The following is a 24,283-nucleotide window of genomic DNA, read 5'->3' on the forward strand; positions in this document are numbered from 1 at the left end:
AGACTGCACCGCCATGGATGCGAAGAGCCGAGAAGCCGGGTTGAACGATCCCGACGATCGGCGCGAGATTACATTAGTCTTTGCTGCATCGCTTGCCTGTCTCTCTCCACTGTCTAGTGTGACCGCTCTCAGTCCTTCGGCAGGCGTCCATGTCCTCATTCCAGACCGATCAAGATAATTCGCCCGCTCCCGTCGCCGGCGGCCTTGACGATCCTCTGTACTTCCTGAACGCCGACGCTCGCGGCCTGGGACCGGCTCCGGGCGGCAAACCCTCTCTGACGATCAGCGACGCGGCTCTGCAGCTGACGCGAACAGGGGCGTCCTGGCTCGGCGGCCAACCCCTTGGCTCGGGCGTGACGGTCAGTTTCGCCTTCCGCAGCAATGCGCCGACCACCATGCCGACCGACACCACGGGCTTCAGCCAGTTTTCGGCGACGCAGATCGCCGCCACCCTGCTGGCACTGCAAACCTGGTCCGATGTGGCCAACATCCGCTTCGTTCGTGTCGATGACGGCAACGGCTATTCCGACAATGCGACCCTGCTTTTCAGCAACTATTCCGGCGGCCAGGACAGCGCGGCGGCCTTCGCATACATGCCCGGCTCCAGCGCCTTCGGATCGGCGTCTGGCGACGTCTGGATCAACAATACCCTGAGCTACAACATCTCGCCTATCCAACTGGGGTACGGCCAGCAGGTTCTGGTTCACGAGATCGGCCATGCCATCGGCCTCAGCCATCCCGCGGCCTACAACGCGTCGGACAACGAGACGATCACCTACGCGAAGCACGCCACCTACTATGAAGATTCTCGTCAGTACTCGGTGATGAGCTACTTCAGCGAGAGCAACACCGGCGCCTCGTTCTCCCGTGCCTATTCGTCTGCGCCCCTGCTGGACGACATCGCCGCGATCCAGCGCCTGTACGGCGCCAACATGACGACGCGGACCGGCGACACGGTCTACGGCTTCAACTCGAACACCGGCCTGCCCTGGTTCACCACCAACAACTCCAGCATCGGCGCCATATTCAGCGTGTGGGACGCGGGCGGCATCGATACCCTCGACTTCTCGATCTATAGCCAGAGGCAGGTGATCGACCTGCGCCAGGGACACTTCTCCAACGTCGGCGGCATGATCGGCAACGTCTCCATCGCGATGGGCGCGGTGATCGAGAACGCGATCGGCGGCGGCGGCGCGGACGTCATCGTCGGCAACTCGGCGAACAACCGGCTCACCGGGGGCGCCGGCAACGACGATCTGGACGGCGGCGGCGGCATTGATACGGCCGTTTTCAGCGGCAATCGCTCAGCCTACACGATCGACACCTCGGGTCCCAAGGTGGTGGTCACCGGCCCCGACGGCACAGACACCCTGGTGAACATTGAATTCCTCCAGTTCGCCGATCAGACCATCGCCCTGTCGACCAACACCGGCGTCAGCCTGACGGGCACGGGCGGTCCTGACACCCTGACGGGCACCGAACAGAACGACTCGCTTGAGGGAGGCGGCGGGAACGACGTTCTGATCGGCCTTGGCGGCAATGATTTTCTGTCCGGCGGCGATGGCGACGACATCCTCATCGGCGGCAAGGGCAGCGACAATCTGGTGGGTGGCGCCGGAATCGACACCGCCGTCTTCGGCGGCCTGTCGCGTGGCTACGCCTCGATCAGTTCGACGGCCGTCAGCGGCGGACGCGACGGCGGCATGGACTCCCTGTCGTCGATCGAGAAAATCAAATTCCTTGATGGCGTACGGTCCTATGTGACCACGGACGTCTACGCCGTCGTCTATCGTCTCTATGACGCGGCTTTCGACCGTGAGCCGGACCCGGTCGGTCTCGCCACCTACGCCCAGCAGCTGTCTTCGGGCGCGACTGTCACGGACATTCTGAGAATCCTGTCCGGTTCGGCTGAGTTCCAGACGCGTTTCGGCGGTACGGACAATGAAACCTATGTCCGGCTGATGTATCGCTACTCGCTTGACCGTGAGCCGGACGCCGCCGGTCTTGCGCAGCACGTGGCCTCGCTCAACAACGGCCTGTCGCGCCTGGATCTGCTGGCCGTCTTCAGCGAGTCGGCCGAGCACAGGCAGTTGGTGGCGTCCAAGATCGAGAGCCGGGGCATCTGGGTCCAGGACGAAGCCACCATTGCCGTCGCCCGTCTGTACGACAGCGTTCTGGACCGCGTGCCCGACATCGGCGGCCTGGACCACTATCGCGGCGCCGTCGACCAGGGCTACGGCCTGCAGCAGTTCGCCGACAACATGGTGCAGTCACCCGAATTCCGCGCCCGTTACGGCGATCTGTCGAACACCGACTTCGTCAAACAGATCTACCGCTTCGTTCTGGACCGCGAGGCCGACGCCAAGGGCCTGGGCGAATACGTGACCGCCCTCAACAACGGTCTAACGCGCGCCGAACTGGTGATCATCTTCTCGGAATCGCCGGAGCACCGGGCCTCCTATCAGTCGACCTGGGAAAATCAGGTCCGCAACCTGGAGGCCGGCCTTTACCGGGCGCCCGAACCGGAAGCCTTCCAGGACGGCGCCGATGAACCGCAGACCTTGCCGCGGGCCGACGATGGTTTTGGCGACCTGACGGACGGCTGGCATCAGGCCGACGCCTTTGTCCTTCCGGCCGAGCTGGAAGGACTCCTTGCCCTGCCGCCCCTGTTCGCCGACGAAAGCCTGGACGCCAGGCCCCAGACCCTGCCGCCCTTGGAGCCGATCCAGGTCAACCTGTCGCTCGATGGGCTGCATCCGCACGACGGCCTGATCCATTCGCCCGGCCACGACGACTGGTTCCTTGCCGCCTGACGCCGACAGCGACTAACAAGCGCGGGGCCGGCGCATCGCCGGGGCGCAGACAGGGTCAATCGAATGAGCGGCAAGACGGCCCTGGTGGTTCTGGGGATGCATCGCAGCGGCACCTCGTCAGTGGCGGGCGCGCTCGCACTGCTGGGCGCACGTGCGCCGCAGACCCTGATGCAGCCCGCCGAGGACAACCCCAAGGGCTTCTGGGAGAGCGAGGTCCTGGCTGGGCTCAACGACCGCCTGCTGGCGGCGGGCGGTTCGACCTGGCACGACTGGCGGCGCTTTGATCTGGCGACCGTCGGCGACGCCCTGCACGCTTTCCGCGTCGAGGCGGCGGACAGGCTTGCGGCCGAGTTCGGCGACGCTAGCCTGATCGTTCTCAAGGACCCCCGCATCTGCCGCCTGTTCACCTTCTGGCGCAGCGTGCTGGAGGACAGCGGCTACAGCGTCGTCGTGATCAGTCCGGTGAGGCCCCCGGCTGAGGTGGCCGCCTCGCTGATGACCCGCAACGCCATGTCGCGCAGCCATGCCCTGCGGCTGTGGCTTCGCCACGTGTCCGACGCCGAGCGCGCCAGCCGCAACCTGACCCGCCACGTCCTCACCTGGTCCCACTTCATCGCCGACTGGCGCGGGCAGGTCGAACGGATGAGCCGTGATCTCGGCGTAGCCTTCGATCGCAGCACCGAGGCCGAGGCCCGCGTGGACGACTTCCTGTCCGCCGAGCTGAAACGTCAAAACGCCGATGAACGGGTTCCTGACCAGATCCGCCGCGCTCACCAGCTTCTGCTGCTCACCGCCCGCGACGGCGACCACCCCGACCTGCAGCGCGCGTTGGACGACATCCGTCAGGCCTTTGATCAAGCTTGCGACCTGTTCCCGGATGCGCCCTGCTGAGGCCCGCCGCGCCTCAGCCGCCGCCAGTGCGACCGACCGCCTTGCCGGTCCCCTCGCACACGGGGCAGGTCTCGCCTGAAATCAGCGCGCCTGTGCCCTGACATTCAGGACACAGGGTCGCGTCGGGGTGCTGCAGCGACGCCGGATCGACGGGATCGCCCGGCCCCATGTCGCGGTCGTCGATCGCCGTAGGGTCTATGGACGGGCTCATGAAGGGGCAAACGCCCCGCGCCCGCCCCGGTTTCGTCGTGACTTGCGCGCCCTTCAACGCTATCGAGCGGCCATCATGAAAGAGACCGAACGGCAATCCGAGGAACGCAGCTGGGAAACGGCGAAGACGCTCGCCGAGGCGCTGCCCTATATCCAAGTCTATGACCGCGAGACCGTGGTCATCAAATACGGCGGCCACGCCATGGGCGAGAGCGCCGTGGCCAAGCAGTTCGCCGCCGACGTGGTGCTGCTGAAGCTGATGGGCGTGAACCCCGTGGTGGTCCACGGCGGCGGGCCGCAGATCAGCGCCATGCTGGACAAGGCCGGGGTCAAATCCGCCTTCGTCGACGGCCTGCGCGTGACGGACAAGGACACCATGCAGGTGGCCGAGATGGTCCTGTCCGGCGCGGTCAACAAGGAGATCGCCCACTGGATCACCGTCGCCGGCAAGGAAGCCGACGTGCGCGGCGTCGGCCTCTCGGGTAAGGACGCCGGCCTGCTGACGGTCGAGAAGACCAAGCGCACCAAGCGCGACCCCGACAGCATGATCGAGCACGAGGTCGACCTGGGCTTCGTCGGCGAACCGACCAAGGTCGATCCCAAGCTGATCAAGGGCCTGATCGCGTCTGAGACCGAGGACTGGGTCCCGGTCATCGCCCCCATCGGCGTGGCCGAGGACGGCATGACCTACAACGTCAACGCCGACACGGTGGCGGGCGCGGTGGCCGGATCCCTGGGCGCCAAACGGATGCTGCTGCTGACCGACGTGGCGGGCGTGAAGGGCGCGGACGGCGAGATCATCCGCCAGATGAACCTGGAAGAGGCGCAAGGCCTGATCGACACCGGCGTCGCCAACGGCGGCATGATCCCCAAGCTGGAGACCGCCATGGCCGCCGTCCGCACGGGCGTCGAGGCCGTGGTCATTCTGGACGGTCGCCGTCCCCACGCCATGCTGGTCGAGCTGTTCACCGAGTTCGGCGCCGGCACCCTGGTGAAGGCCAAGTGACGCCAGACGCGACCGCTTCGTCGCTGGCGGCGAGCACCGAGATCGGCGCCGACCTGCGCCATGTCCGGTCCTGGGTGTTCGACCTCGACAACACCCTTTATCCGCCTGAAACCCAGTTCCTGAAACAGGTCGAACAGCGCATCAACCACTATGTGGTGCGCACCTCGGGTCTGGAATCGGCCGAGGCCCTGGCGGTGCAGCGCGGCTACCTGCACGACTACGGCACCTCGCTGGCCGGGCTGATGATGCACTACGAGATCGACCCGCACGACTTCCTGGCCGAGGTCCACGACGTGCCGCTGGACGTGCTGACGCCCGATCCCGGCCTGCACGCGGCGCTGGAACGCCTGAACGGCCCGCGCCTGATCTTCACCAACGGCTCGATCGGCCACGCCCGACGGGTGATGGAGCGGCTGGAGCTGACGCGCTTCTTCGACGGGGTCTTCGCTCTGGAAGACGCCGACCTGATCCCCAAGCCGGACCCGCGCACCTTCGACAAGATGCTGGCCCGCTTCGGCGTTGATCCGACCACCGCCTGCTTCTTCGAGGACACGCCCAAGAACCTGGAGCCGGCGCACGCCATCGGCATGACCACGGTTCTGGTCGGGCCCAAGGCCTTCACCGCCGAGGGCGCGCACATCCAACACCGGGCCGCCAGCGTCGGCCCCTTCCTGACCACCGCCATGCTGGACGGAGATCCGCAATGACCGACCTGACCCATCTGGAATCCGTGATCGAAGCCGCCTGGGAAGCTCGCGCCGATGTTTCGGCCGCCACGCGCGGCGAGGTCCGTGACGCCGTCGACACCGCCCTGGCCCTGCTCGACTCCGGCCAGGCCCGCGTCGCCTCGCGCGGCGAGGACGGTGCCTGGACCACGCACCAGTGGCTGAAGAAGGCCGTGCTGCTGTCCTTCCGCCTGAACGACAACCAGATCATGCGCGCGGGCCACGCTCCGACCCTGCCGCTGTCGGCCGACCACCCGGTCGCCGTCGGCCCCTTCTGGGACAAGGTGCCCAACAAGTTCGGCGACTGGAGCGCCGCCGACTATCAGGCCGCCGGCTTCCGCTCGGTGCCGGGCGCCATCGTCCGTCGCGGCGCCCATATCGCCAAGAACGTGGTGCTGATGCCGTCGTTCGTGAACATCGGCGCCTTCGTCGATGAAGGCTCAATGGTCGACGCCTGGGCCACGGTCGGCTCCTGCGCCCAGATCGGCAAGAACGTCCACCTGTCGGGCGGCGCCGGCATCGGCGGCGTGCTGGAGCCCCTGCAAGCCAACCCGACCATCATCGAGGACGGCTGCTTCATCGGCGCCCGCGCCGAAGTCGCCGAGGGCGTCATCGTCCGCGAAGGCGCGGTCCTGGCCATGGGCGTCTATCTGTCCGGTTCAACCAAGATCGTCGACCGCGCCACCGGCGAAATCTTCCGCGGCGAGGTCCCGGCCTACTCGGTCGTGGTGCCCGGCGCCCTGCCCGATCCGAACGGCGGCCCGTCGCTGTACTGCGCCGTCATCGTCAAGCGCGTCGACGCCCAGACCCGCGCCAAGACCGGTGTCAACGAACTGCTGCGCGACTGATCCGGAGCGCCGCTTCCAAAAGACAAAGGCCGGTGGATCGCTCCACCGGCCTTTTTCATTTCAGCCTGTGAGGCGAGGCGTCAACCGCGCTCGACGCACAGGGCCACGCCCATGCCGCCGCCGATGCACAGGGTGGCCAGGCCCTTCTTCGCGCCCGAGCGCTTCATCTCGTGCAGCAGGGTGGTCAGGACGCGGGCGCCCGAGGCCCCGACCGGGTGGCCGATGGCGATGGCGCCGCCGTTGACGTTCACCTTGGCCGTATCCAGACTCAGTTCCTTGACCACGCACAGCGACTGGGCGGCGAAGGCTTCGTTGGACTCGATCAGATCCAGATCGGCGACAGACCAGCCGGCCTTCTCCAGCGCCTTCTTCGAGGCCGGGATCGGGCCGGTGCCCATGATGGCCGGGTCGACGCCCGCCGTGGCCCAGGAGGCGATGCGGGCCAGGGGCTCGAGGCCGCGCGCCTTGGCTTCGTCGGCCGACATCAGCACCAGGGCGGCCGCGCCGTCATTGATGCCCGAGGCGTTGGCGGCCGTCACCGAGCCGTCCTTGACGAAGGCGGGCTTCAGCTTCTCCATCGCCTCGATGGTGGCGCCGTGGCGGATGTATTCGTCCTGATCCACGACCACGTCGCCCTTGCGGGTCGAGATGGTCACCGGGGCAATCTCGTCGACGAACTTGCCGGCCTTCTGGGCGGCTTCGGCCTTGTTCTGCGAGGCGACCGCGAAGGCGTCTTGGGCGGCGCGGTCGATCGACCACTTGTTCGCGATGTTTTCGGCCGTCTGCCCCATGTGATAGCCGTGGAAGGCGTCGATCAGGCCGTCCTGCAGCATGCTGTCCTTGAAGCCCAGCTCGCCCATCTTCTGGCCGTTGCGCAGTTGAGCCGTGTGCGGCGACTGGCTCATGCTTTCCTGACCGCCGGCGACGACGATCTTGGCGTCCCCCTGAACGATCTGCTGATAGGCCAGAGCCACGGCGCGCAGGCCCGAGCCGCACAGCTGGTTCAGGCTCCAGGCCGGGGTCTCATTGGGAAGACCCGCGCCGATCGCGGCCTGACGCGCCGGGCCCTGGCCCGCGCCCGCCTGCAGCACCTGCCCCAGGATGACCTCGTCGACGTCGGCGGGCGCGACGCCCGCGCGCTCCAGCGCCGCCTTGATGGCGACCTCGCCCAGCTTGGACGCGGGCAGGGTCGACAGGGCGCCGAGGAAGGAGCCGACCGGGGTGCGGGCGGCGGAAACGATCACTACGTCAGTCATGATATTCACTCCGGGGAGAAATTCTGATCAAGGTTGTGCCGCATTGCACACTCCGCGTCACCTCTCGCAAGTGCGAAGTTCAGCTCTTCGTCATCATCCGGGCGCAATCTGCCGGGAACGATCCCCTCAACGAACGCTTTTCAGGAGTGATGCTGGTGCGGCTGAAATCCTTGGCGAGACGGGTGTGGACGCCCGACGAGCTCGACATGATCGAGCACTATCAGTCGCGCGCCGAGCGCTTGGCCGACCTGTGGGTCCATATCGTGGGCCTGGCCCTGGCGGCTGTCGGCGGGGTCATCCTGGCGGTGCTCGCGGGGCTCTACAGCGGGATCAGTGCGGTGGTGGCCACCGCCATCTACGCCGTCTGCCTGCTGGCCATGCTGACGGCCTCGACCATCTATAACCAGACCCACCCCTGCGCCGCCCGCCCCGTGCTGCGACGCCTGGACGAAGCGGCCATCTTCCTGATGATCGCCGGCAGCTACACCCCCTTCACCACCCAGAGGTTCGAGGGGGCCTGGTCGATCGGCTTCACCCTGGCCGTCTGGCTGATGGCCCTGACCGGGGTCGGGGTGAAGATGTTCGCCCCGCGCATTTCCGACGTCTTCTGGAGCGGGGTCTATGTCCTGTTCGGCTGGGTGGCGATCTTTGCGCTGAAGCCGATGATCGAGACGGTGCATCCGCTGGCGCTGGGGCTCTTGGTCGCAGGCGGTCTGATCTACACCTCGGGCGTCTTCGTCTTCATCAGTCAGAAGGTGAAGTTCCGCCGCGCCATCTGGCACGGCTTCGTCGTCGCCGGGGCCGGCGCGCACTGGGCCGCCATCCTGATCGGGGTGGTCCTGGCCCCCGGCGCGGCCTGACCGAAAAGCGCCCTCTGGCCTTCGCGCGCGCAACGCGTGATAGTGCGGCGTTGCAACAACGCGAGAACAAGCGTGAACGACAAGAAATCCGAGGGCGGAAAAACCCGTGACGGCGTCGTCGTCATCAAGAAGTATGCGAACCGGCGGCTCTACAACACCGCCACCAGCGCCTATGTGACGCTGGAAGACCTGGCGCAGATGGTGCGCGAGGGCGTCGAATTCGTCGTCTATGACGCCAAGACCAACGACGATCTGACGCGTCAGATCCTGACGCAGATCATCTTCGAGGAAGAGAGCCGCGGCGAGGCCCTGCTGCCGGTGCAGTTCCTGCGCCAGCTGATAGGCTTCTACGGCAACTCGATGCAGTCGGTCCTGCCCTCCTATCTGGAGATGTCGCTGGACAGCTTCACCCGCCAGCAGGAACAGCTGCGCAGCCAGTTCAGCCGCGCCTTCGCCGGAACGCCCGGCGGCGGCCTGATGGAAGAGGCCGTGCGCCAGAACATGGCCATGTTCGAACGCGCCATGAAGATGTTCCCCGGCATGGCCACCTATGGCCGTCCCGAGGCCGAGGCGGAGAAGGCGTCCGCACCGGATCCCGCGTCCGCGTCCGCGCCCAAGGCTGACGCCGCCCTGGACGAGATGCGTCGCCAGATGGATGAGATGCGCGCCCAGATCGAGCGCCTGGCCGGCGCCGGCAAATGACCGACGGTGTGCGCCCGGTCGGTCCGATCGAAGGCCACACAGTGCACGAGCGCCGCGAAGGCGACCGGCGCGGCCGTGATCGACGCGCCGCCGCCGAGGCCGCAACGACGTCGCGCGCCGTCGTCCCGGCCGGCGAGCGGGTCGATCATGCCGCCTCCCCGGCAAAGCCTGCCGTGTCGCCAAGCGCCCCTCCGGCCCTGTTCGCCGCCCAGGTGATCGGGCAGACAGGCCAGAAGCGCGGCCTGAAGGGCGGCCCGCCGGTGCTGGACGCGGCCCGCTCCACCTATCTGGGTGCGGAATACTCGGGCAAGCGCGACCGCCGCCCCCGCGTGGGTCGGGCCAAACAGACCGAAATCTAGGCCCGCCCGGCCGATGGCACGGCGTTTGCGACGGCTCCGGCGTCTTCGACCGGAGCTTGTCCCATGGCCGTCCTCAACCTCGCCGCCCGTCTGTTCGACGTGACCGTGGTCGCCCTGGTCTTCGTCGCCTTCAGCTAGCGCTCGCTGCCCGAACGGAACAGGCTGCGCGTCAGGGGTTCGAACAGATATTGCAGCGCCGTGCGCTTGCGCGTGACGACCACGACCTCGACCGGCATACCGGGCCGGATATTGGCCGCTGACGGGCCCAGACGACTCATTTCCTCGGCCGGAACGACGATCTCCACCCGATAGAAGGGGTGCGCGCCTGAAGGGGTCTCCGAGGTCAGGCGGTCAGCCGAAATCCGCACGACGCGACCGTGGATGATGGGCGGATTGCGGTCGCGCAAACCGGGGAATTTCACCTCGGTGCTCAGGCCAGGACGCAGGCTGTCGATGTCGCCCGGGCTGACCGAGGCGACGATCACCTGAGAAGCATCGTCCGGCACGATCTCCATCAGAATCTGCCCCGGCTGGACCACGCCGCCGACCGTGAAGACGCTGAGGCCCACCACCTGGCCGGTGGCCGGGGCGCGGACCTGGTTGCGGGCGATCTGGGCGCGCGCCTCCGCCAGACGGGGACGCAGTTCGTTCAGCTGCACCTCGACCTGCTTCAACTGCTCGGCCACGTCCTCATTCAGCTTTGTCGTCACCCCGGACATCTCCAGCCGCGTCTCGCCTATGGCCTCGCGGGCGCGGGCGACTTGGGCGCGCAAGGATCCCTCCTCGCCTTCCAGAGAGGCCGCGGTGCGCTCTAGCGCCCGAACGCGCGTCAGGGGCGCATAGCCCTGAGCGGCCAGGGAGCGCACGCCGTCCAGTTCCTCGACGATCAGACGGCGCTGCTCCAAATTCGAAGCGATCTGCCGCTCCAGACCGGCGATCTGCTGCTCCAACTGCTGCGAGCGCTGCGACAGAACGCCGGTTTCGGTGCCGCGCCCCACGCGACGGGCGGCGAACTGCAGTCGCTGCAGGCGCATGGCCTCGTCGGCCAGGGCCTGATCCTCGGGCGGCAAGCCCGTCAGCTCCGGTGGGGCCTGGATCGCGCCCAGCCGATCCCGTTCGGCGATCATGCGCGCCCGCTGCGCCAGCAGGGCATAGACTTGCCCCGCCAGTCCCCGCTCGGCGGCGATCAGTTCGCCGGACGCCAGTTCGACCAGCACCTGACCGCGCGCCACGTGGTCGCCTTCGGCCACCTTCAGGGCCGAGACGATCCCGCCTTCGCGATGCTGAACCGCCTGACGGTTGCCCGACACTGAAACCTCGCCCTGGGCGTAGGCGCCGGCATCCAGCCGTGCGAAGGCGGCCCAGCCTAGGAAGACGACGAAGAAGGCGACGAAGATCGCCGCCCCCAATCGGATGTCACGACCCGGCGCGTCGCCGGCGGCGATCGGAGGCGAAGGCGGGGCGCTCATGCTGGGGAGCTCCGGCTCGGAGCGGCGTAACGCAGGCGTTCCAGCACGGTCTCGCGAGGTCCCTCCAGTTGAACGGCGCCGTCCGTGAGCATCAGCAGCCGGTCGACCTGAGCCAGAACCCCGGCCCGGTGGGCCACCACCACGACGGCCGCGCCGCGCGCCGCCGAGCTTTTGACGGCGGACAGGAGGGCGGTCTCGCCTTCCTGATCCAGGTTCGAATTGGGTTCGTCCAGCACCAGCAGCACCGGATCACGGAACATGGCCCGCGCCAGGGCGACCCGCTGGGCCTGGCCCGCCGACAGGCCAGCGCCGAAAGGTCCCAGCAGGGTGTCGTAGCCCAGCGGCAACCGCAGGATCATGTCGTGCGCGCCCGCCGCCTGGGCCGCCGCGACCGCCTCGCGATCCACCAGAACCGGATCATGCTCCAGCGTCGAGGCGAAGCGGGCGATATTGTCCTTGATCGTCCCGGCGAACAGGCTGGGGGTCTGCGGCAGATAGCCGATATGGCGCGCCAGATCGTCGCCGGGCCGCGCCTCATAGGCCGCGCCGTCCAGGCGAATGACGCCGGCGGTCGGCTTCATGCCCCCCGCCAGGATGCGCGCAAGCGTCGTCTTGCCCGAACCGCTGGCCCCGATAACGCCCAGCACCTCGCCCGGCGCGAGGGCCAGAGACACCTGCCGAAGCTGCGGCGCCTCCGTGCCGGCGTAGCGCAGGGACACGCCCTCCAGCGTCACCCGACCGCGCGGTTCGGGCAGAGCCGTCCGCTGAATGTCCTGTGAGGCCGTAGAGGCGAACAAATCGATCAGCGCACGCCAGCTCGCACGGGCCTGAACCAGGCCGGGCCAGGCGCCGACCAGCAGCTCGATCGGCGCCACGGCGCGGCTGAGCAGGACCGAGGAGGCGATGATGGCGCCCGGCGACAACTGGCCACGCACGGCCAGCAGGGCGGCGACGCCCAGGGCCAGCGACTGCAGCGTCAAACGCACGAACTTGATGGCGCCGCTGTAGCGGCCGCCGGTCAGCTGGGCGTCAGCCTGGCGCGAGACGGCCTCGTGGCGTTGGTCGATCTGGCGGGCGATGCTGGCTTCGCGCATGCCCAGAGCCCGCACGACCTCGGCCTGACCGGCGATGGCTTCCTGAGCGGCGTAGGCGACGTTGGCGGCCTGAATGGCCCCGCTCAGACGGGCGCGGCTGTCGCGCTCGTTGGCGACGGCCAACGCCACGAGGACAGCCCCCCCGACCAGGGTCAGAACGCCGATGGCCGGGTGCAGCAAGAAGCAGCACAGCAGGTAGATCGGGGTCCACGGGGCGTCGAACAGGGCCAGAGCCCCCTGCCCCGCCACGGCCGAGCGAACATTGTCGAACTCGCGCAGGACCTGGGAGCCCGGCGCCGGGCCCTCGCGGTCTGTGACCCGCGCCAGAACCCGGGCGGAAAGCAGCCGATCGAGGCGCAGTCCGGCGCGCAGCAGCAGCCGCCCCCTGATCCAGTCCAACCCCGACAGCGCCGCCAGGGCCAGGACGGCGATCACCGTCAGGAAGGCGAGGGTCGTCAAGCCGCCCGTCGGCACGACGCGGTCATAGACCTGCATCATGTAGAGGGTCGGCGTCAGATAGAGCAGATTGACTAGGGCGCTGAACCCCGCCGCCCACAGAAAATGGGTCCGGCAGGCCCGGAAGGCGTCGGCCAGGGGTCGGGTCCCCGGCCCGTCAGGAAGAAGGCTTCTGAACACGCAGCTTTCCAAGGCCCCATGGGCGGAAACCGGCAACCTATCGCGTCGTTCCCCATCGGGATAGACTCTGGTGAACAGCCGGATGACGTGCCTTCCGCTTCAGGGATTGTATCATGCGCCGCCCCACCACCGTCGCGGTATCCATTCTCGCCTGGGCCGTCGCCGCCTCGGCGTCCGCCTGCTCTGGACCATATTCGATGACCACTTCTGCTTCGACGCCTTCCCAAGCCGTGCCGCAGGATGCGGTCGGCCTGTGGCGCATTTCCATCGCCGGCGACGCGCGCGGATGTCTGCTGGCGCTCAACCTCAATGCGGCGAACGGCGGCTACGGCCTGTTGCTGGAGGATTGCCGTCTGCCCGAGCTATCCAAGGCGCGCAGCTGGCGCATGACGCCAAGCGGACTGGAGCTGCGCGACGAACGCGGCGCGGTGCTGGCCCGATTGCGTCACCAGACCGTAGACGCCTACAAGGCCGAAGGCGGAGGCCCCGCCTACCTCATGGCGCGGGCGCCCCTGACCTGAGGCCCTAGCGCGGATTCAGGTCGAAGTCGCGCCGCGAGGCGATGATGGTGACGATAAAGCCCGCCAGCACGTCCAGCAGCACCATGGTCAGGATCAGGAAGAAGACCGATCCGGCGAACCCCGGCAGCAGCAGGAACTCGACCAGGCAGACCACGAACAGCGCCATCGACAGGGCATGATTGACGATGGCCACCCTCTGGCTGGAGGTCGACTTCAACAACTCCACGAACAGCAGGATCAGCGACAGAAACAGGATCAGGTCGCCTATGCTGATATTCCACACCGCGCCCGAGGTCATGGGCACGCGGAACAGCACCTCGCCCAACACCGCCGTGGGCCCGATCAAGGGGTCAGCGCCAGCCCCGCCGAGCAGGATCACCAGGTTGTAGATCACGACCGGCACGATCAGCAGCGGTATGGCGATCAGCATGGGCGGCCCCTCCAGATCGCCCTGCTTAACCCTGTTTCCAGCGCTCGGCCATATGGCCGCGGTTCGATCAGAACTCGCTGATCGCGCCTGGACGGCACGAGCGCGACTTCAGCCACATCACGCCCAGGAGGTCGGAGAACGACGCCCGCAGCCGACCCCAGTTGGTGTATTTCGAGCGGCCCGTCTCGCGGTGACGGTGATCGACGTCGAGATAGCGGTTCTCGTAGCCCTCGCGGATCATGAGGGCCGGCAGGTAGCGGTGGATGTGATCGAAGTAGGGCAGCCGCAGGAAGACGTCGCGGCGGAAGGCCTTGAGCCCGCAGCCGGTGTCGTCGGCGTCGTCAGACAGCAGCTTCTTGCGGATGCGGTTGGCCCACAAGGAGGCCTGACGCTTGGCGTTGCTGTCCTGACGCTTGGCGCGGACGCCGCCGACCAGGGCGACGCTGGGCGGCGCCGCAATCAGGGCGTCAGCCAGACGCGGGGCGTCGGCCGGGGGGTTCTGGCCGTCGCCGTCCAGCGTGACCACAATCGGGGCCCGCGCGGCCAGGACGCCGGTGCGCACGGCCCGACTCTGACCGGCGTTGGTCGAATGCGACAGCACGCGCAGGGCCGGCAGCTCCGCCATCGCCGCCTGTAGTTCGGCCAGAGTCGAATCGCGGCTGGCGTCGTTGACGAAGATCATCTCGTAGGACCGACCGGCGAAGGCTTCGGCGATCTCGCGCGCCAGGGGCACGGCGGCGCCGGATTCGTCATGCACCGGCACGACGACGGAAATTTCAGGAGCGGAAGCGAAGCTGTCGATCATTTGTCGCTCTGTAGCGCATTGGCGGGGTCGAGGAAAACGGCGCGCGCGGCGGATGCAAAGCTGAAGCTTCCGGGGGGCGGCGTCGGCGTGATACGACAGCGCCATGAACCGCCTGAACCTGGATCACCTCATCGCCGGCTGGCGCGGCCCCGTTCTGGCGGCCCTGCTGACCCTGCTCGCCGGCCTGCCCAGCCTGATGCTGTTGCCGCCGCTGGACCGCGACGAGAGCCGCTTCGCCCAGGCGACCGCGCAGATGCTGGAAAGCGGCGACTATGTCGATATCCGCTTCCAGGACGAACCGCGCTGGAAGAAGCCGGTCGGCATCTACTGGATGCAGGCTGTCGCCGTCGGCCTGACGTCGGACGTCGAGGACCGCAACATCCAGCCCTATCGCCTGCCGTCCCTGTTCGGGGCCATGCTGGCCGCCTGGGCCGTGGCCTGGGCCGGCGCTGCCCTGTTCGGCCATCGCGCGGGCTTCCTGGCCGGCGCCATGCTGGGCGCGACCTTCCTGCTGTCGTCCGAGGCGGGCATCGCCAAGACCGACGCCATGCTGTGCGGCCTGACCACATTGTCGATGGCGGCCCTGGCGCGAATCTATATGGCGACGCGGGCGGGCGAGAAGCCGGTGCGCTGGCACAAGCTGCTGTTCTGGCTGGGCATCGGCCTGTCCATCCTGATCAAGGGGCCGATCGGGCTGCTGGTCGTGGCCCTGTCGATCATCGCCTTGTCGGTCTGGGATCGGAACATCAGATGGCTGGGCCGTCTGGGCTGGGGCTGGGGCCTGCCGCTGGTAGCCTTGCTGGTCGGCCCCTGGGCCATCGCCATCACCATCGCCACCGACGGCGGCTTCTGGCGCGAAGCCATCGGCGGCGACCTGGCGCCCAAAATCGCCGGCGCCCATGAAAGCCACGGCGGCTTCATCGGCATGTACGCCCTGCTGTCGCCCCTGCTGCTCTTCCCCGTCACCCTGGTGCTTCCCGCCGCCCTGTCGACGGGCTGGCATCGGAGAGCGGAGCCGGCCATCCGCTTCGCCGTTTGCTGGCTGGTCCCGGCCTGGCTGATGTTCGAGATCGCCCCGACCAAGCTGTGGCACTACACCCTGCCCACCTTCGGCGCGATCGCGCTGCTGGCCGCCGCCGCCCTGACCCAGCCGATCGGCAAGGTCTCGCGCATCTCCGGCGCCCTGCTGGGCCTGTTCGCCGCCGTGATCATCTGCGCCATCACCGTCTATGGCCTGACCGAGTTCGGGCGCTCGACGGCCCAGACCTGGGCTGCCGTGACCATCGTCTTCGCCGTCATGGCGGCGGCGGTCGGCGGCTTCCTGCTCGTCAACCGGGCGGCGATCACCGGGGTTCTGGCCGCCATCGCGTGCGGCGTCATCGCCCACGCCGGTCTGGCCGGGACCATCCGCCAGCTGCGCCCCCTGTCCATCGCCCCGCGTCTGGTGAAGACGCTGGAGTCGGCCGAGCTGAGCCCCGCCCAGGGCCGCTATCCGGGCCCGGTGGCCATCACGACCTTCCACGAGCCCAGCTTCGTCTTCCTGACCGGACGCGACACCCAGCTGACCGACGGCCCCGGCGCCGCCCGCGCCCTGGCTGAGGGCCGCCCCGCCATCGTCGAGGCCCATGACGACGAAGAATTCCGCCGCGCCCTGGCCGATCTCGGCGCCGCCGGGCGGGCCGTCGGCGTGGTCAGCGGCCACAACTATTCCTCGGGCGACGACGTGCGCCTGACCGTCTATGCGCCCGCGGGCGCGGGCGAGCGGAGCGCCCGCTGATGGGTCGCTTCATCCAGATCGTCGAGGTCGGGCCGCGCGACGGCCTGCAGAACGAAAAAGCCGTGCTGACGCCGGCCGTCCGCGCCGACTTCGTGCAGCGCCTCGAAGCCGCGGGCGCGAAACGGATCGAGGCGGTCAGCTTCGTCCACCCCAAATATGTGCCGCAGATGGCCGGGGCCGAAGAGGTCATGGCCGCCCTGCCCCCCGCCGAGGGCCACAGCCGCATCGGCCTGGTCCTGAACGGCAAGGGCTATGACCGGGCCCTGGGCACGGCGGTGGACGAGGTCAATGTCGCCATGTCCGCCACCGACGGCTTCGGCTTGAAAAACCAGGGGTTGAGCGTCGATCAGCAGGTGCAAATGCTGTCCGACATCATGGCGGGCCGTCGCAATGCGGAAGGCGCGCCGGGCGCCACGCCCAGGCTGACCGCCACCCTGTCCTGCGTCTGGGGCTGCCCCTTCGACGGCGAGGTCTCGGTCGAACAGGTCGGCGACCTGGTCGCCCGTATCGCGGCGCTCGGCGTCGAGGAGATCGCCCTGGCCGACACCATCGGCGTCGGCGATCCGTGGAGCGTGACGAAGAAGGTCGAGGCCGCCCGCAAGGCCGCCCCCGACGCTGTCCTGCGCCTGCATTTCCACGACACCCGCAACACTGGCCTTGCCAACGCCTACGCCGGGATCGAGGCTGGCGTGGACGTGCTGGACGCCTCCGCCGGCGGCATCGGCGGCTGCCCCTTCGCGCCGGGCGCGACGGGCAACATCGCCACCGAGGACCTGGTCTATATGCTCGAACGCGCCGGCTTCTCGACCGGCTACGACCTCGACAAGCTGATCGAGAGCGCCCGCTGGATCGGCCAGCAAATCGACAAGCACCACCTCAGCGCCCTCAGCCGGGCCGGGGGATGGCCAAAGCCGGCCGGTTAAGACAGAAGCTCCAGTCGTCGCTCGCTCGAGTCGCCGCCGCCATCGAGGTCCCATTGTTCAATCCCTTCTCGAAACGCTCGGCACGTTTTCGCCAGCGACTCGCCAAGGCTCCGGCCAGACTCGAGGTGCTCGAAACCCAGGTGGCGCGGCTGGCCCAGGCCCTGGAGGAGCACCGGCGTGAAACGCGCCTGCTCTACAGCGCCCTGGCCCTGCCCGAACGCGGCGCATGGGAAGGGCAGCCGCCGCTGCTGAACGGCCAGCCGGGTCAGAACATCTTCCCCTTCAGCACGGTGTGCCGACAGGACAGCTTTGAAACCCCGGCCTTTTCCTACTGGTGCCGACGCCTGGACGAAGGCCTGCGCTACCATCGCAAGCTGTGGGAGTTCGTCTTCATCTGCCAAGCGCTGTGGGAACGCGGCGCGATACGTCCAGGCGCGCGCGGTCTGGGTTTCGGCGTCGGATCGGAGCCCCTCAGCGCCTATTTTGCCTCCGAGGGCTGCCGGATCACGGCGACCGACATGGCGGTCGAGCGCGCTGAGGAGATGGGCTGGATCCTCACCAACGAACACGCTGAGGGCAAGGCGGCCTTGCGCAAGCCGGCGGTCTGTCCTGACGATCTGTTCGACGCCAATGTCGAGTTCCGCACCTGCGACATGAACCACGTCCCGGACGATCTGACGGGCTATGATTTCTGCTGGTCGGCCTGCGCCTTTGAGCACCTGGGCTCCATCGAGAAAGGCCTCGCCTTCGTCGAACGCTCGATCAACTGTCTCAAGCCCGGCGGCTGGGCGGTGCACACCTCCGAATACAATTACGGCTCCAACACCGAGACGATCGATCATCAGGACACCGTCCTGTTCCGACGCAGGGACCTGGAAGAGCTGGCGGCGCGCCTGCAGGCAAAGGGACATCGCGCGGCCCCGTTCGACTTCTCCATGGGGAATGGTCTGGTCGAGCAGTACATCGACGTCATGCCTTATCGCGACCAGCCGCATCTGAGGATGTCGCTGTGGGGGCACCCGACCACCTCGGTCGGCGTCATCATTCAACGCGGCGAGGCCTGATCATGACGTCTCTTCGAAAGCGTCTTGCGCGCGCGCGTCGCCGTCTTCTCGGAGCGCCAGCGCCCGCGTGCGCCTGCGCCAGCAAGACGGACCGCTACTTCTATCTCGGCCCCGATCTGGCGATGGTCCGTCTGGACTGCGGGCACATGCTGTACGTGGACCCTCTGGACGAGCACGTCAGCGCCAACATCATCGCCCACGGCCACTGGGAAAAGCACATTCACAGGGCCCTGCTCTCGCTGATCCGCCCCGGCTTCCGCATCGTCGAAGTGGGAGCCAATGTCGGCTATTACACGACGATCATGGCGGACGCGGTTGGACCCAACGGCTTCATCACCGCCTTTGAGGGCAATCCTCGACTGGCAGGACTGGTGCAGCGGTCCGTTCTGCTGAACGGCTATGCGCCGCGCACCCGCATCATCCCCAAGGCCGCCCTAGATCAGCCCGGTCATATCGACTTTGTGGTGTCTCGCCGGAACTCGGGCGGAGGCTATGTCACGCACTGGTCAGACAATCCCTATGAGGACGGGGAAACCCTGAAGGTCGAGGCCGTGCGCATCGACGATCAGGACGTCGGTCGTGTGGACCTGATGCGCATCGACGCCGAAGGCTCCGAGCCCTTCATCCTGCGTGGCGCCGAAGCGGCCCTGCGCGCCAACCCCGACATCATCGTCTGTCTGGAATGGAGCGTGGTCCAGATGGGATCACGGACCTCGGTGCCCGACTTCGTCGCCTGGATGGACGGCATGGGCTTCAAGTTCTGGCGTATCGGAGGCGATGCCCGCCTGACGGAGATGCCAATCGACACGCTGGCGTCGTTGGAAAACTGCGACCTTGTCGCAGCGCGTCACAAGCCGCAAACGCTCTAGAACGCGCTACGCCGCCGTCGCCCTATATCCAGATCCGGCGCCGAGATCCGCCGACGCACAAGCCGGAGAATGTGCAAAAGTTTCAGCCCTTCGGGGCTTTCATCCGAGCGTGGTCGGCACTCTTCGAGCAGTTGCCGGTAGACGGGCTGATGCGGGTCCAGAGCCACCGCCGCCTCCAAAGCCGCGACCGCCTCCGCGTCGCGCCCCAGTTGACGATAAATCGTTGCTATCCAGCACCTTAGGTGAGCCGCAGCGGGCAAATCCTCAATCGCTTCCACAGCCAGAGCGAGCGCTTCCTCCCAGCGGTCTGCGGCAATCAATCCATGAGCGTAGGGCACGAGGTAATTGGCCGATCTCTGCCCCAACTCGGTCGCCTGAGCATAGAGAGCGATCGCCTGATCATGCTCCTCCATGCGCCCAAGACAATGGGCGAGCGATGTCAGAGCCAAGGGGCTATGAGGCGCGCGGTCCACAGCGCGCGTCGCCAAGCGTTTCGCCAAGCCAAGACGACAAGCCGGTTGAATTTCGGACAGACGACTCAGATAAACAGCGCTGTTTCGGCGCCGAGCCATCGCTTCCGCTCGGAAGCCGGGAACGTCGAGATCGCCCGAGAGGGCGTCGAAAACCAGCCCGCCGAGCAAGCCGGTTTCGCTCAAATAGGTCGTCGCCGGATGGTGGACATAGTCGAGACCAATCAGATCCGCATCGATTTCATCCGCGATCAATCTTGCGTGCCGATCGTCATCGCTGCTGGAATCGAAGATGATCGTCGGACGACACCGACAAGCGAGGCGCTCTTCAATCTCTGGTCGAAAAGCGATCCGTTTCCCGTCTTGTAGCCAGCGCGTCTCGAAGGGGACCTTGGCTGGGTCGATGGAATACTGAGGCGAGATGGCCAGAGCGGCGTCGGCCCCGGCGGCGTCCGCGAAGCGCAAGGCCGCATAGCCGCCCATGCTGGACCCATAGGTCAGAATTCGCGCTGCGCCTTGGGTCGCCTGGCGCACGGCCGCCATGGCCTTCGCCATTTCGGGATACTGATACCAGTCGTCGGACCGTCCCAGAACATGGATCGCGGACACGCCCGACTGGCGCAGAAAGTCCTCCCCAAACCCGGGGCGATCGAAACCCGGCCCCAAGCCATAGTTGTCGAAGGTCACGACCCAGCGGCTGTCGTCCTCCGCAGGCACACTGCGGACCACGACATTATCGCTTCGAAACAGGTCGATCATCCAGGCTCCTAAAGCGCACGCCTTAGACCGATTTGCGGCGAAGCGCGACGATCCCAGCCGCGCTTCGCCGACTTCGCAATCAGAGATTCAGCAGAGCCGGATCGCCGCCTTGGGCCGCGATGTTGACGCTGATGGCCTTCTCCGCCGCGTAGCGGATCAGGCTGTTGGGGCCGCCGGCTTTCGGGCCGGTGCCGGACAGGCCTTCGCCGCCAAAGGGCTGCACACCGACGACGGCGCCGATGATCGAGCGGTTCACATAGACGTTGCCCGCCGGGACCAGACGCACGACCTCGTCGGCGAAGGCCTCGATGCGGCTGTGAACGCCCAGCGTCAGGCCGTAGCCGCGCGCGGCCAGCTTGGCGGCGACCGACTTCAGGTCCTTCGAGTCATAGCGATAGACGTGCAGGATCGGGCCGAAGACCTCGCGTTCGAGGAAGTCGGGCGTGGGGATTTCGGCGATGGTCGGGGCGAACAGGTCGCCCTTGTCCGAGCCGGGGGCCAGTTCGGCGCGGGCGACGATCCTGGCGTCTTTCGACAGGCGCTCGACGTGGGCTTCCAAATTGGCGCGGCTCTCGGCGTCGATGACGGGACCGATGTCGGTCCTGGAATCGGTCGGATCGCCGATCACCTGGGTCGCCAGCGCGCCCTTGAGGCCCTCGATCAGGGCGTCGGCGGCTTCCTTGGGCGCATAGAGGATGCGCAGGGCCGAGCAGCGCTGACCGGCCGAACCAAAGGCCGACAGGATGACGTCGTCGATGACCTGTTCCTTCAGCGCCGTGGTGTCCACGAACATGGCGTTCAGGCCGCCGGTCTCGGCGATGAAGGGGATGATGGCGCCGGGCCGCGCAGCCAGGCCGCGGTTGATGGCGCTGGCCGTGTCGGTGCCGCCGGTGAAGGCCACGCCGTCAATGCCCGGATGGCTGGTGAGGGCCGCGCCGACGATCTCGCCGCGACCGGGGACCAGGGCCAGCAGGTCAGGGTTCAGGCCCGCCTTGAAGAAGAGGCGGACGGCCTCGGCGGCGATCAGCGGCGTCTGCTCGGCGGGCTTGGCCACCACGGCGTTGCCGGCGGCCAGGGCGGCGGCGATCTGGCCGGCGAAGATGGCCAGGGGGAAGTTCCACGGGCTGATGGCGGCGAAGACGCCGCGGCCGTGCAGGACCAGTTCATTGGTCTCGCCGGTCGGGCCCTTCAGCGTCTGGCGACCGCCGAAGTCGCGCTCGGCCAGCAGGGCGTAGTAGCGGCAGAAGTCGGCGGCTTCGCGCACCTCGGCCACGCCGTCGTTCAGCGTCTTGCCCGCTTCACGCGACAGCAGGGCGACCAGACGGTCCATGTCGGCTTCCAGCCCGTCGGCCATGGCGCGCAGGATGGGGGCACGACCGGCGCCGCCGATGCGGTCCCAGGCGACCTGGGCGTTGGCGGCGGCCATGACGGCGGCGTCCACGTCCTCGACCGAGGCTTCCGAGACGTGGCCCAGGACCTGCGAGCGGTCGGCCGGGTTGGTCACGTCCTGCGGGTTCACGCCTGCCCGGAGTTTGCCGCCGATGATGGGGCCCGACGTCAGCTTCTCGCTGTCGACGCGCTCCAGGGCCTTGGCGTGGCGTTCACGGTCTGCGGCCTGCGAATAGTCGCGGCCGAGGGAGTTCTGACGATCGCCGTAGATGTTCATGGGAACCGGAATCCTGGGGTGGCGGTCGGGCTGGGCCTCGACGGCGGTGATGGGGTCGGCGGCGACGGCGGTCGCCGGAACGCGCTCGTCCAGCAGGGCGTGAACGAAGGAGGAGTTGGCGCCGTTTTCCAGCAGGCGGCGCACCAGATAGGGCAGAAGTTCTTCGTGGCCGCCGACGGGGGCGTAGGCGCGGACGATGACGTGCTCGTCGGCCCAGGCCTCGTGCGCGGCGTCATAGAGGGCCTCGCCCATGCCGTGCAGACGCTGGTGCTCGATGGTCACGTTGCGGTCGCGGGCCATGCGGCGCACGGCGGCCAGGGTATGGGCGTTGTGGGTGGCGAACTGGGCGTAGATGTAGGGCGAGGCTTCGATCAGGGCCTTGGCGCAGACCAGATAGTTGAGATCGGTCGCCGGCTTGGTGGTGAAGACCGGATAGTCGGTGCGGCCCATGACCTGGGCGCGCTTGATCTCGGTGTCCCAGTAGGCGCCCTTGACCAGCCGCACCATCAGGCGACGGCCCGAGGACCTGGCCAGGTCCGCCAGCTTGGCCACGGTTTCGGTCGTTCGCTTCTGATAGGCCTGAACGGCCAGGCCCAGACCCTTCCAGTCGCCCAGTTCCGGCTCGCGGGCCAGCCGCTCCAGCAGCTTCAGCGACAGGGCCAGACGGTCGGCCTCTTCGGCGTCGATGGTGTAGTTGATGTCGTACTTGGCGGCGATCAGGGCCAGACGCAGGATGCGGGGATAGAGCTCCTCCCACACGCGGTCCTCCTGGGTCGCCTCATAGCGGGGCGACAGGGCCGACAGCTTGACCGAGACGCCGTGACCGGCTTCCGGGCCCTGGCCCTTGGCGGTCTTGCCCACGGCCTCGATGGCGTCGGCGTAGATCTTCTCATAGCGCTCGGCGTCGGCGACGGTGCGGGCGCCCTCGCCCAACATGTCGAAGCTGCACAGCCAGCCTTCACGGTCCGAGCGCTTCAGCGCGGCCTCGATGGTGCGCCCGACGACGAACTGCTCGCCCATGATCTTGACGGCGGTGGCCACAGCCTGACGGATGACCGGCTCGCCCAGACGCCCGGCGATGCGCTTGAGGAAGCCCGACAGGTCGGTTTTCGCCTCTTCATCCACGTCGACCAGCTTGCCGGTCAGCATCAGGCCCCAGGTCGAGGCGTTGACGAACAGGCTGTCCGACTGGCCCATGTGCGAGGCCCAGTCGGCCGAACCGATCTTCTCGGCGATCAGACGGTCGCGGGTGTCGGCGTCGGGCGTGCGCAGCAGGGCCTCGGCCAGGCACATCAGGGCCAGCCCTTCGCGGGTGCCCAGCGAAAACTCCTGCAGGAAGCTCTCGACCACGCCCTGCTTCTTCTGGCTGGCGCGAGCCTGATCGACCAGGGCCACGGCGTCGCGGAAGACGTCGGCGCGCTCGGCCGGCGTCAGGCCGGGCTCAGCCAGCAGTTCGGCCACCACGGCGCGTTCGTCGCGGAACTTGTTCCGGTCCAGATCGTCCCAGTGCTTCAGGTCGGTCGGCGTCATCATCTCACCCTGGGATCAAACCCTTCGATTTGCGGCATATATGGCGGACTTGGCCGAATGTGCACTGTATGATGGCGACCTGAACCAGAGATCATTCGGCAATCAGGCTCATTCGCCATGCAAATTCTTGACGATACCGACCGCCGTTTGCTGCGCGTTCTGCAGATCGACGGCCGCATCTCCAACGCGGAACTGGCGCGAAGGTGCAATCTGTCGCCCGCCGCCTGCTTCGAGCGGGTCAAGCGGCTGAAGGAGCGCAAGGTCATCACCGGCTACGCCGCCCTGATCGACCCGGCCTCGGCCGAGCGCGCCCTGCTGATCTTCATCGAGGTTCTGCTGGACCGCACGACGGGCGACGTCTTCGACGCCTTCGCCGACGCGGTGCGCCGCCAACCCGAGGTGCTGGAGTGTCACATGGTGGCGGGCGGGTTCGACTATCTGATCAAGGCGCGGGTGGCCGACATGGACGCCTATCGTGTCTTTCTGGGCGACATTCTGGTGCGGATGCCCGGCGTGCGCGAGACCCGAACCTATGCTGTTCTCGAAGAGGTGAAGTCGACGACGGTCTTGCCGCTGTAACCCGTCTCGCCTTCGTCATGC

At 67.5% G+C, this 24,283-nt stretch carries 22 protein-coding genes; 14 read left to right on the forward strand and 8 right to left on the reverse strand.

Features of this window, described 5'->3' with window-relative positions:
* Nucleotides 1–149: 149 nt before the first annotated feature.
* Nucleotides 150–2,813 (forward strand): DUF4214 domain-containing protein, encoded by a 2,664-nt coding sequence (locus B3K53_RS01405; protein WP_292082257.1) that lies wholly within the window; start codon nt 150–152, stop codon nt 2,811–2,813.
* Nucleotides 2,814–2,876: 63 nt separating this feature from the next.
* On the forward strand, nt 2,877–3,704 hold the full coding sequence (locus B3K53_RS01410; protein WP_292082259.1) for a sulfotransferase family protein: 828 nt from the start codon (nt 2,877–2,879) through the stop codon (nt 3,702–3,704).
* A gap of 13 nt (nt 3,705–3,717) precedes the next feature.
* Here B3K53_RS01410 and B3K53_RS01415 read toward each other — a convergent pair whose 3' ends face one another.
* Entirely contained in the window at nt 3,718–3,915 is a 198-nt protein-coding gene (locus B3K53_RS01415; RefSeq protein ID WP_292082261.1) for a hypothetical protein, read from the reverse strand.
* Nucleotides 3,916–3,990: 75 nt separating this feature from the next.
* On the opposite strand from B3K53_RS01415, the gene argB reads away from it, so the two are divergent.
* From argB to dapD, 3 genes are read left to right on the forward strand one after another with little or no spacing between them, the layout of a single operon-like run.
* Complete coding sequence (gene argB, locus B3K53_RS01420) at nt 3,991–4,920, forward strand: acetylglutamate kinase (RefSeq protein WP_292082263.1); 930 nt, start codon at nt 3,991–3,993, stop codon at nt 4,918–4,920.
* Nucleotides 4,917–5,627, forward strand: coding sequence for a pyrimidine 5'-nucleotidase (locus B3K53_RS01425; protein ID WP_292082265.1), 711 nt, complete (start codon nt 4,917–4,919; stop codon nt 5,625–5,627). Before argB ends, B3K53_RS01425 begins: the two co-directional genes overlap by 4 nt.
* The gene (gene dapD / locus B3K53_RS01430) at nt 5,624–6,493 is read left to right on the forward strand and encodes a 2,3,4,5-tetrahydropyridine-2,6-dicarboxylate N-succinyltransferase (RefSeq protein ID WP_292082267.1); all 870 of its coding nucleotides are present in this window, start codon (nt 5,624–5,626) and stop codon (nt 6,491–6,493) included. The genes B3K53_RS01425 and dapD overlap by 4 nt, the downstream gene beginning before the upstream one ends.
* 80 nt (nt 6,494–6,573) lie before the next feature.
* Here dapD and B3K53_RS01435 read toward each other — a convergent pair whose 3' ends face one another.
* Nucleotides 6,574–7,749 carry an acetyl-CoA C-acetyltransferase gene (locus tag B3K53_RS01435; protein WP_292082269.1) on the reverse strand — a complete coding sequence of 392 codons (1,176 nt, stop codon included), beginning with the start codon at nt 7,747–7,749 and terminating at the stop codon, nt 6,574–6,576.
* A 149-nt stretch (nt 7,750–7,898) separates the two neighbouring features.
* On the opposite strand from B3K53_RS01435, the gene trhA reads away from it, so the two are divergent.
* The 3 genes from trhA to B3K53_RS01450 all read left to right on the forward strand — a co-directional run bounded on the left by trhA (nt 7,899) and on the right by B3K53_RS01450 (nt 9,670).
* The gene (gene trhA, locus B3K53_RS01440; protein WP_292082271.1) at nt 7,899–8,609 is read left to right on the forward strand and encodes a PAQR family membrane homeostasis protein TrhA; all 711 of its coding nucleotides are present in this window, start codon (nt 7,899–7,901) and stop codon (nt 8,607–8,609) included.
* 72 nt (nt 8,610–8,681) lie between these two features.
* Nucleotides 8,682–9,311, forward strand: coding sequence for a polyhydroxyalkanoate synthesis repressor PhaR (gene phaR / locus B3K53_RS01445; RefSeq protein ID WP_292082273.1), 630 nt, complete (start codon nt 8,682–8,684; stop codon nt 9,309–9,311).
* Entirely contained in the window at nt 9,308–9,670 is a 363-nt protein-coding gene (locus B3K53_RS01450; RefSeq protein ID WP_292082275.1) for a hypothetical protein, read from the forward strand. The genes phaR and B3K53_RS01450 overlap by 4 nt, the downstream gene beginning before the upstream one ends.
* A gap of 134 nt (nt 9,671–9,804) precedes the next feature.
* Here the strand turns inward: B3K53_RS01450 and B3K53_RS01455 are convergent, their stop codons facing one another.
* Both B3K53_RS01455 and B3K53_RS01460 read right to left on the reverse strand, forming a co-directional pair.
* The gene (locus B3K53_RS01455) at nt 9,805–11,139 is read right to left on the reverse strand and encodes an HlyD family type I secretion periplasmic adaptor subunit (protein ID WP_292082277.1); all 1,335 of its coding nucleotides are present in this window, start codon (nt 11,137–11,139) and stop codon (nt 9,805–9,807) included.
* Nucleotides 11,136–12,869 (reverse strand): type I secretion system permease/ATPase, encoded by a 1,734-nt coding sequence (locus tag B3K53_RS01460; RefSeq protein ID WP_292082279.1) that lies wholly within the window; start codon nt 12,867–12,869, stop codon nt 11,136–11,138. The genes B3K53_RS01455 and B3K53_RS01460 overlap by 4 nt, the downstream gene beginning before the upstream one ends.
* Nucleotides 12,870–12,982: 113 nt before the next feature.
* Here B3K53_RS01460 and B3K53_RS01465 point away from each other — a divergent pair, with 113 nt between their 5' ends.
* Nucleotides 12,983–13,390: an AprI/Inh family metalloprotease inhibitor gene (locus tag B3K53_RS01465; RefSeq protein WP_292082280.1), complete on the forward strand. Its 408-nt coding sequence runs from the start codon at nt 12,983–12,985 to the stop codon at nt 13,388–13,390.
* A gap of 4 nt (nt 13,391–13,394) precedes the next feature.
* Here B3K53_RS01465 and B3K53_RS01470 read toward each other — a convergent pair whose 3' ends face one another.
* Both B3K53_RS01470 and B3K53_RS01475 read right to left on the reverse strand, forming a co-directional pair.
* Complete coding sequence (locus tag B3K53_RS01470; protein ID WP_292082282.1) at nt 13,395–13,820, reverse strand: hypothetical protein; 426 nt, start codon at nt 13,818–13,820, stop codon at nt 13,395–13,397.
* A gap of 67 nt (nt 13,821–13,887) precedes the next feature.
* Nucleotides 13,888–14,625, reverse strand: a complete 738-nt coding sequence (locus tag B3K53_RS01475; RefSeq protein ID WP_292082283.1) for a glycosyltransferase family 2 protein — start codon at nt 14,623–14,625, stop codon at nt 13,888–13,890.
* Between the two features lie 103 nt (nt 14,626–14,728).
* On the opposite strand from B3K53_RS01475, the gene B3K53_RS01480 reads away from it, so the two are divergent.
* The 4 genes from B3K53_RS01480 to B3K53_RS01495 all read left to right on the forward strand — a co-directional run bounded on the left by B3K53_RS01480 (nt 14,729) and on the right by B3K53_RS01495 (nt 19,258).
* On the forward strand, nt 14,729–16,402 hold the full coding sequence (locus B3K53_RS01480) for an ArnT family glycosyltransferase (protein ID WP_292082286.1): 1,674 nt from the start codon (nt 14,729–14,731) through the stop codon (nt 16,400–16,402).
* Nucleotides 16,402–17,325 carry a hydroxymethylglutaryl-CoA lyase gene (locus tag B3K53_RS01485; protein WP_292082288.1) on the forward strand — a complete coding sequence of 308 codons (924 nt, stop codon included), beginning with the start codon at nt 16,402–16,404 and terminating at the stop codon, nt 17,323–17,325. Before B3K53_RS01480 ends, B3K53_RS01485 begins: the two co-directional genes overlap by 1 nt.
* A gap of 125 nt (nt 17,326–17,450) precedes the next feature.
* Nucleotides 17,451–18,389, forward strand: coding sequence for an SAM-dependent methyltransferase (locus B3K53_RS01490; RefSeq protein ID WP_292082290.1), 939 nt, complete (start codon nt 17,451–17,453; stop codon nt 18,387–18,389).
* A gap of 2 nt (nt 18,390–18,391) precedes the next feature.
* A complete protein-coding gene (locus B3K53_RS01495) occupies nt 18,392–19,258 on the forward strand; it encodes an FkbM family methyltransferase (RefSeq protein ID WP_292082292.1) in 867 nt (288 codons plus the stop codon).
* On the opposite strand, the gene B3K53_RS01500 is transcribed toward B3K53_RS01495, so the two are convergent.
* Nucleotides 19,255–20,487, reverse strand: a complete 1,233-nt coding sequence (locus B3K53_RS01500) for a tetratricopeptide repeat protein (protein WP_292082294.1) — start codon at nt 20,485–20,487, stop codon at nt 19,255–19,257. The genes B3K53_RS01495 and B3K53_RS01500 overlap by 4 nt on opposite strands.
* Nucleotides 20,488–20,566: 79 nt before the next feature.
* Nucleotides 20,567–23,683: a bifunctional proline dehydrogenase/L-glutamate gamma-semialdehyde dehydrogenase PutA gene (putA, locus tag B3K53_RS01505; protein ID WP_292082296.1), complete on the reverse strand. Its 3,117-nt coding sequence runs from the start codon at nt 23,681–23,683 to the stop codon at nt 20,567–20,569.
* 117 nt (nt 23,684–23,800) lie between these two features.
* On the opposite strand from putA, the gene B3K53_RS01510 reads away from it, so the two are divergent.
* Entirely contained in the window at nt 23,801–24,262 is a 462-nt protein-coding gene (locus B3K53_RS01510) for an Lrp/AsnC ligand binding domain-containing protein (RefSeq protein WP_292082298.1), read from the forward strand.
* Nucleotides 24,263–24,283 lie beyond the last annotated feature (21 nt).

The sequence above is a fragment of the Brevundimonas sp. UBA7506 genome (genome assembly GCF_002479495.1).
Taxonomy (GTDB): domain Bacteria; phylum Pseudomonadota; class Alphaproteobacteria; order Caulobacterales; family Caulobacteraceae; genus Brevundimonas.

Bases quoted from the DNA above. Each gene is read 5' to 3' on its own strand.
- B3K53_RS01500 (WP_292082294.1), bottom strand. From the start codon at position 20,487: ATGATCGACCTGTTTCGAAGCGATAATGTCGTGGTCCGCAGTGTGCCT.
- B3K53_RS01510 (WP_292082298.1), top strand. From the start codon at position 23,801: ATGCAAATTCTTGACGATACCGACCGCCGTTTGCTGCGCGTTCTGCAG.
- B3K53_RS01470 (WP_292082282.1), bottom strand. From the start codon at position 13,820: ATGCTGATCGCCATACCGCTGCTGATCGTGCCGGTCGTGATCTACAAC.
- B3K53_RS01410 (WP_292082259.1), top strand. From the start codon at position 2,877: ATGAGCGGCAAGACGGCCCTGGTGGTTCTGGGGATGCATCGCAGCGGC.
- B3K53_RS01435 (WP_292082269.1), bottom strand. From the start codon at position 7,749: ATGACTGACGTAGTGATCGTTTCCGCCGCCCGCACCCCGGTCGGCTCC.
- B3K53_RS01450 (WP_292082275.1), top strand. From the start codon at position 9,308: ATGACCGACGGTGTGCGCCCGGTCGGTCCGATCGAAGGCCACACAGTG.
- B3K53_RS01405 (WP_292082257.1), top strand. From the start codon at position 150: ATGTCCTCATTCCAGACCGATCAAGATAATTCGCCCGCTCCCGTCGCC.
- dapD (WP_292082267.1), top strand. From the start codon at position 5,624: ATGACCGACCTGACCCATCTGGAATCCGTGATCGAAGCCGCCTGGGAA.
- B3K53_RS01485 (WP_292082288.1), top strand. From the start codon at position 16,402: ATGGGTCGCTTCATCCAGATCGTCGAGGTCGGGCCGCGCGACGGCCTG.
- B3K53_RS01480 (WP_292082286.1), top strand. From the start codon at position 14,729: ATGAACCGCCTGAACCTGGATCACCTCATCGCCGGCTGGCGCGGCCCC.
- trhA (WP_292082271.1), top strand. From the start codon at position 7,899: ATGCTGGTGCGGCTGAAATCCTTGGCGAGACGGGTGTGGACGCCCGAC.
- B3K53_RS01455 (WP_292082277.1), bottom strand. From the start codon at position 11,139: ATGAGCGCCCCGCCTTCGCCTCCGATCGCCGCCGGCGACGCGCCGGGT.
- B3K53_RS01415 (WP_292082261.1), bottom strand. From the start codon at position 3,915: ATGAGCCCGTCCATAGACCCTACGGCGATCGACGACCGCGACATGGGG.
- putA (WP_292082296.1), bottom strand. From the start codon at position 23,683: ATGACGCCGACCGACCTGAAGCACTGGGACGATCTGGACCGGAACAAG.
- B3K53_RS01465 (WP_292082280.1), top strand. From the start codon at position 12,983: ATGCGCCGCCCCACCACCGTCGCGGTATCCATTCTCGCCTGGGCCGTC.
- B3K53_RS01495 (WP_292082292.1), top strand. From the start codon at position 18,392: ATGACGTCTCTTCGAAAGCGTCTTGCGCGCGCGCGTCGCCGTCTTCTC.
- B3K53_RS01475 (WP_292082283.1), bottom strand. From the start codon at position 14,625: ATGATCGACAGCTTCGCTTCCGCTCCTGAAATTTCCGTCGTCGTGCCG.
- argB (WP_292082263.1), top strand. From the start codon at position 3,991: ATGAAAGAGACCGAACGGCAATCCGAGGAACGCAGCTGGGAAACGGCG.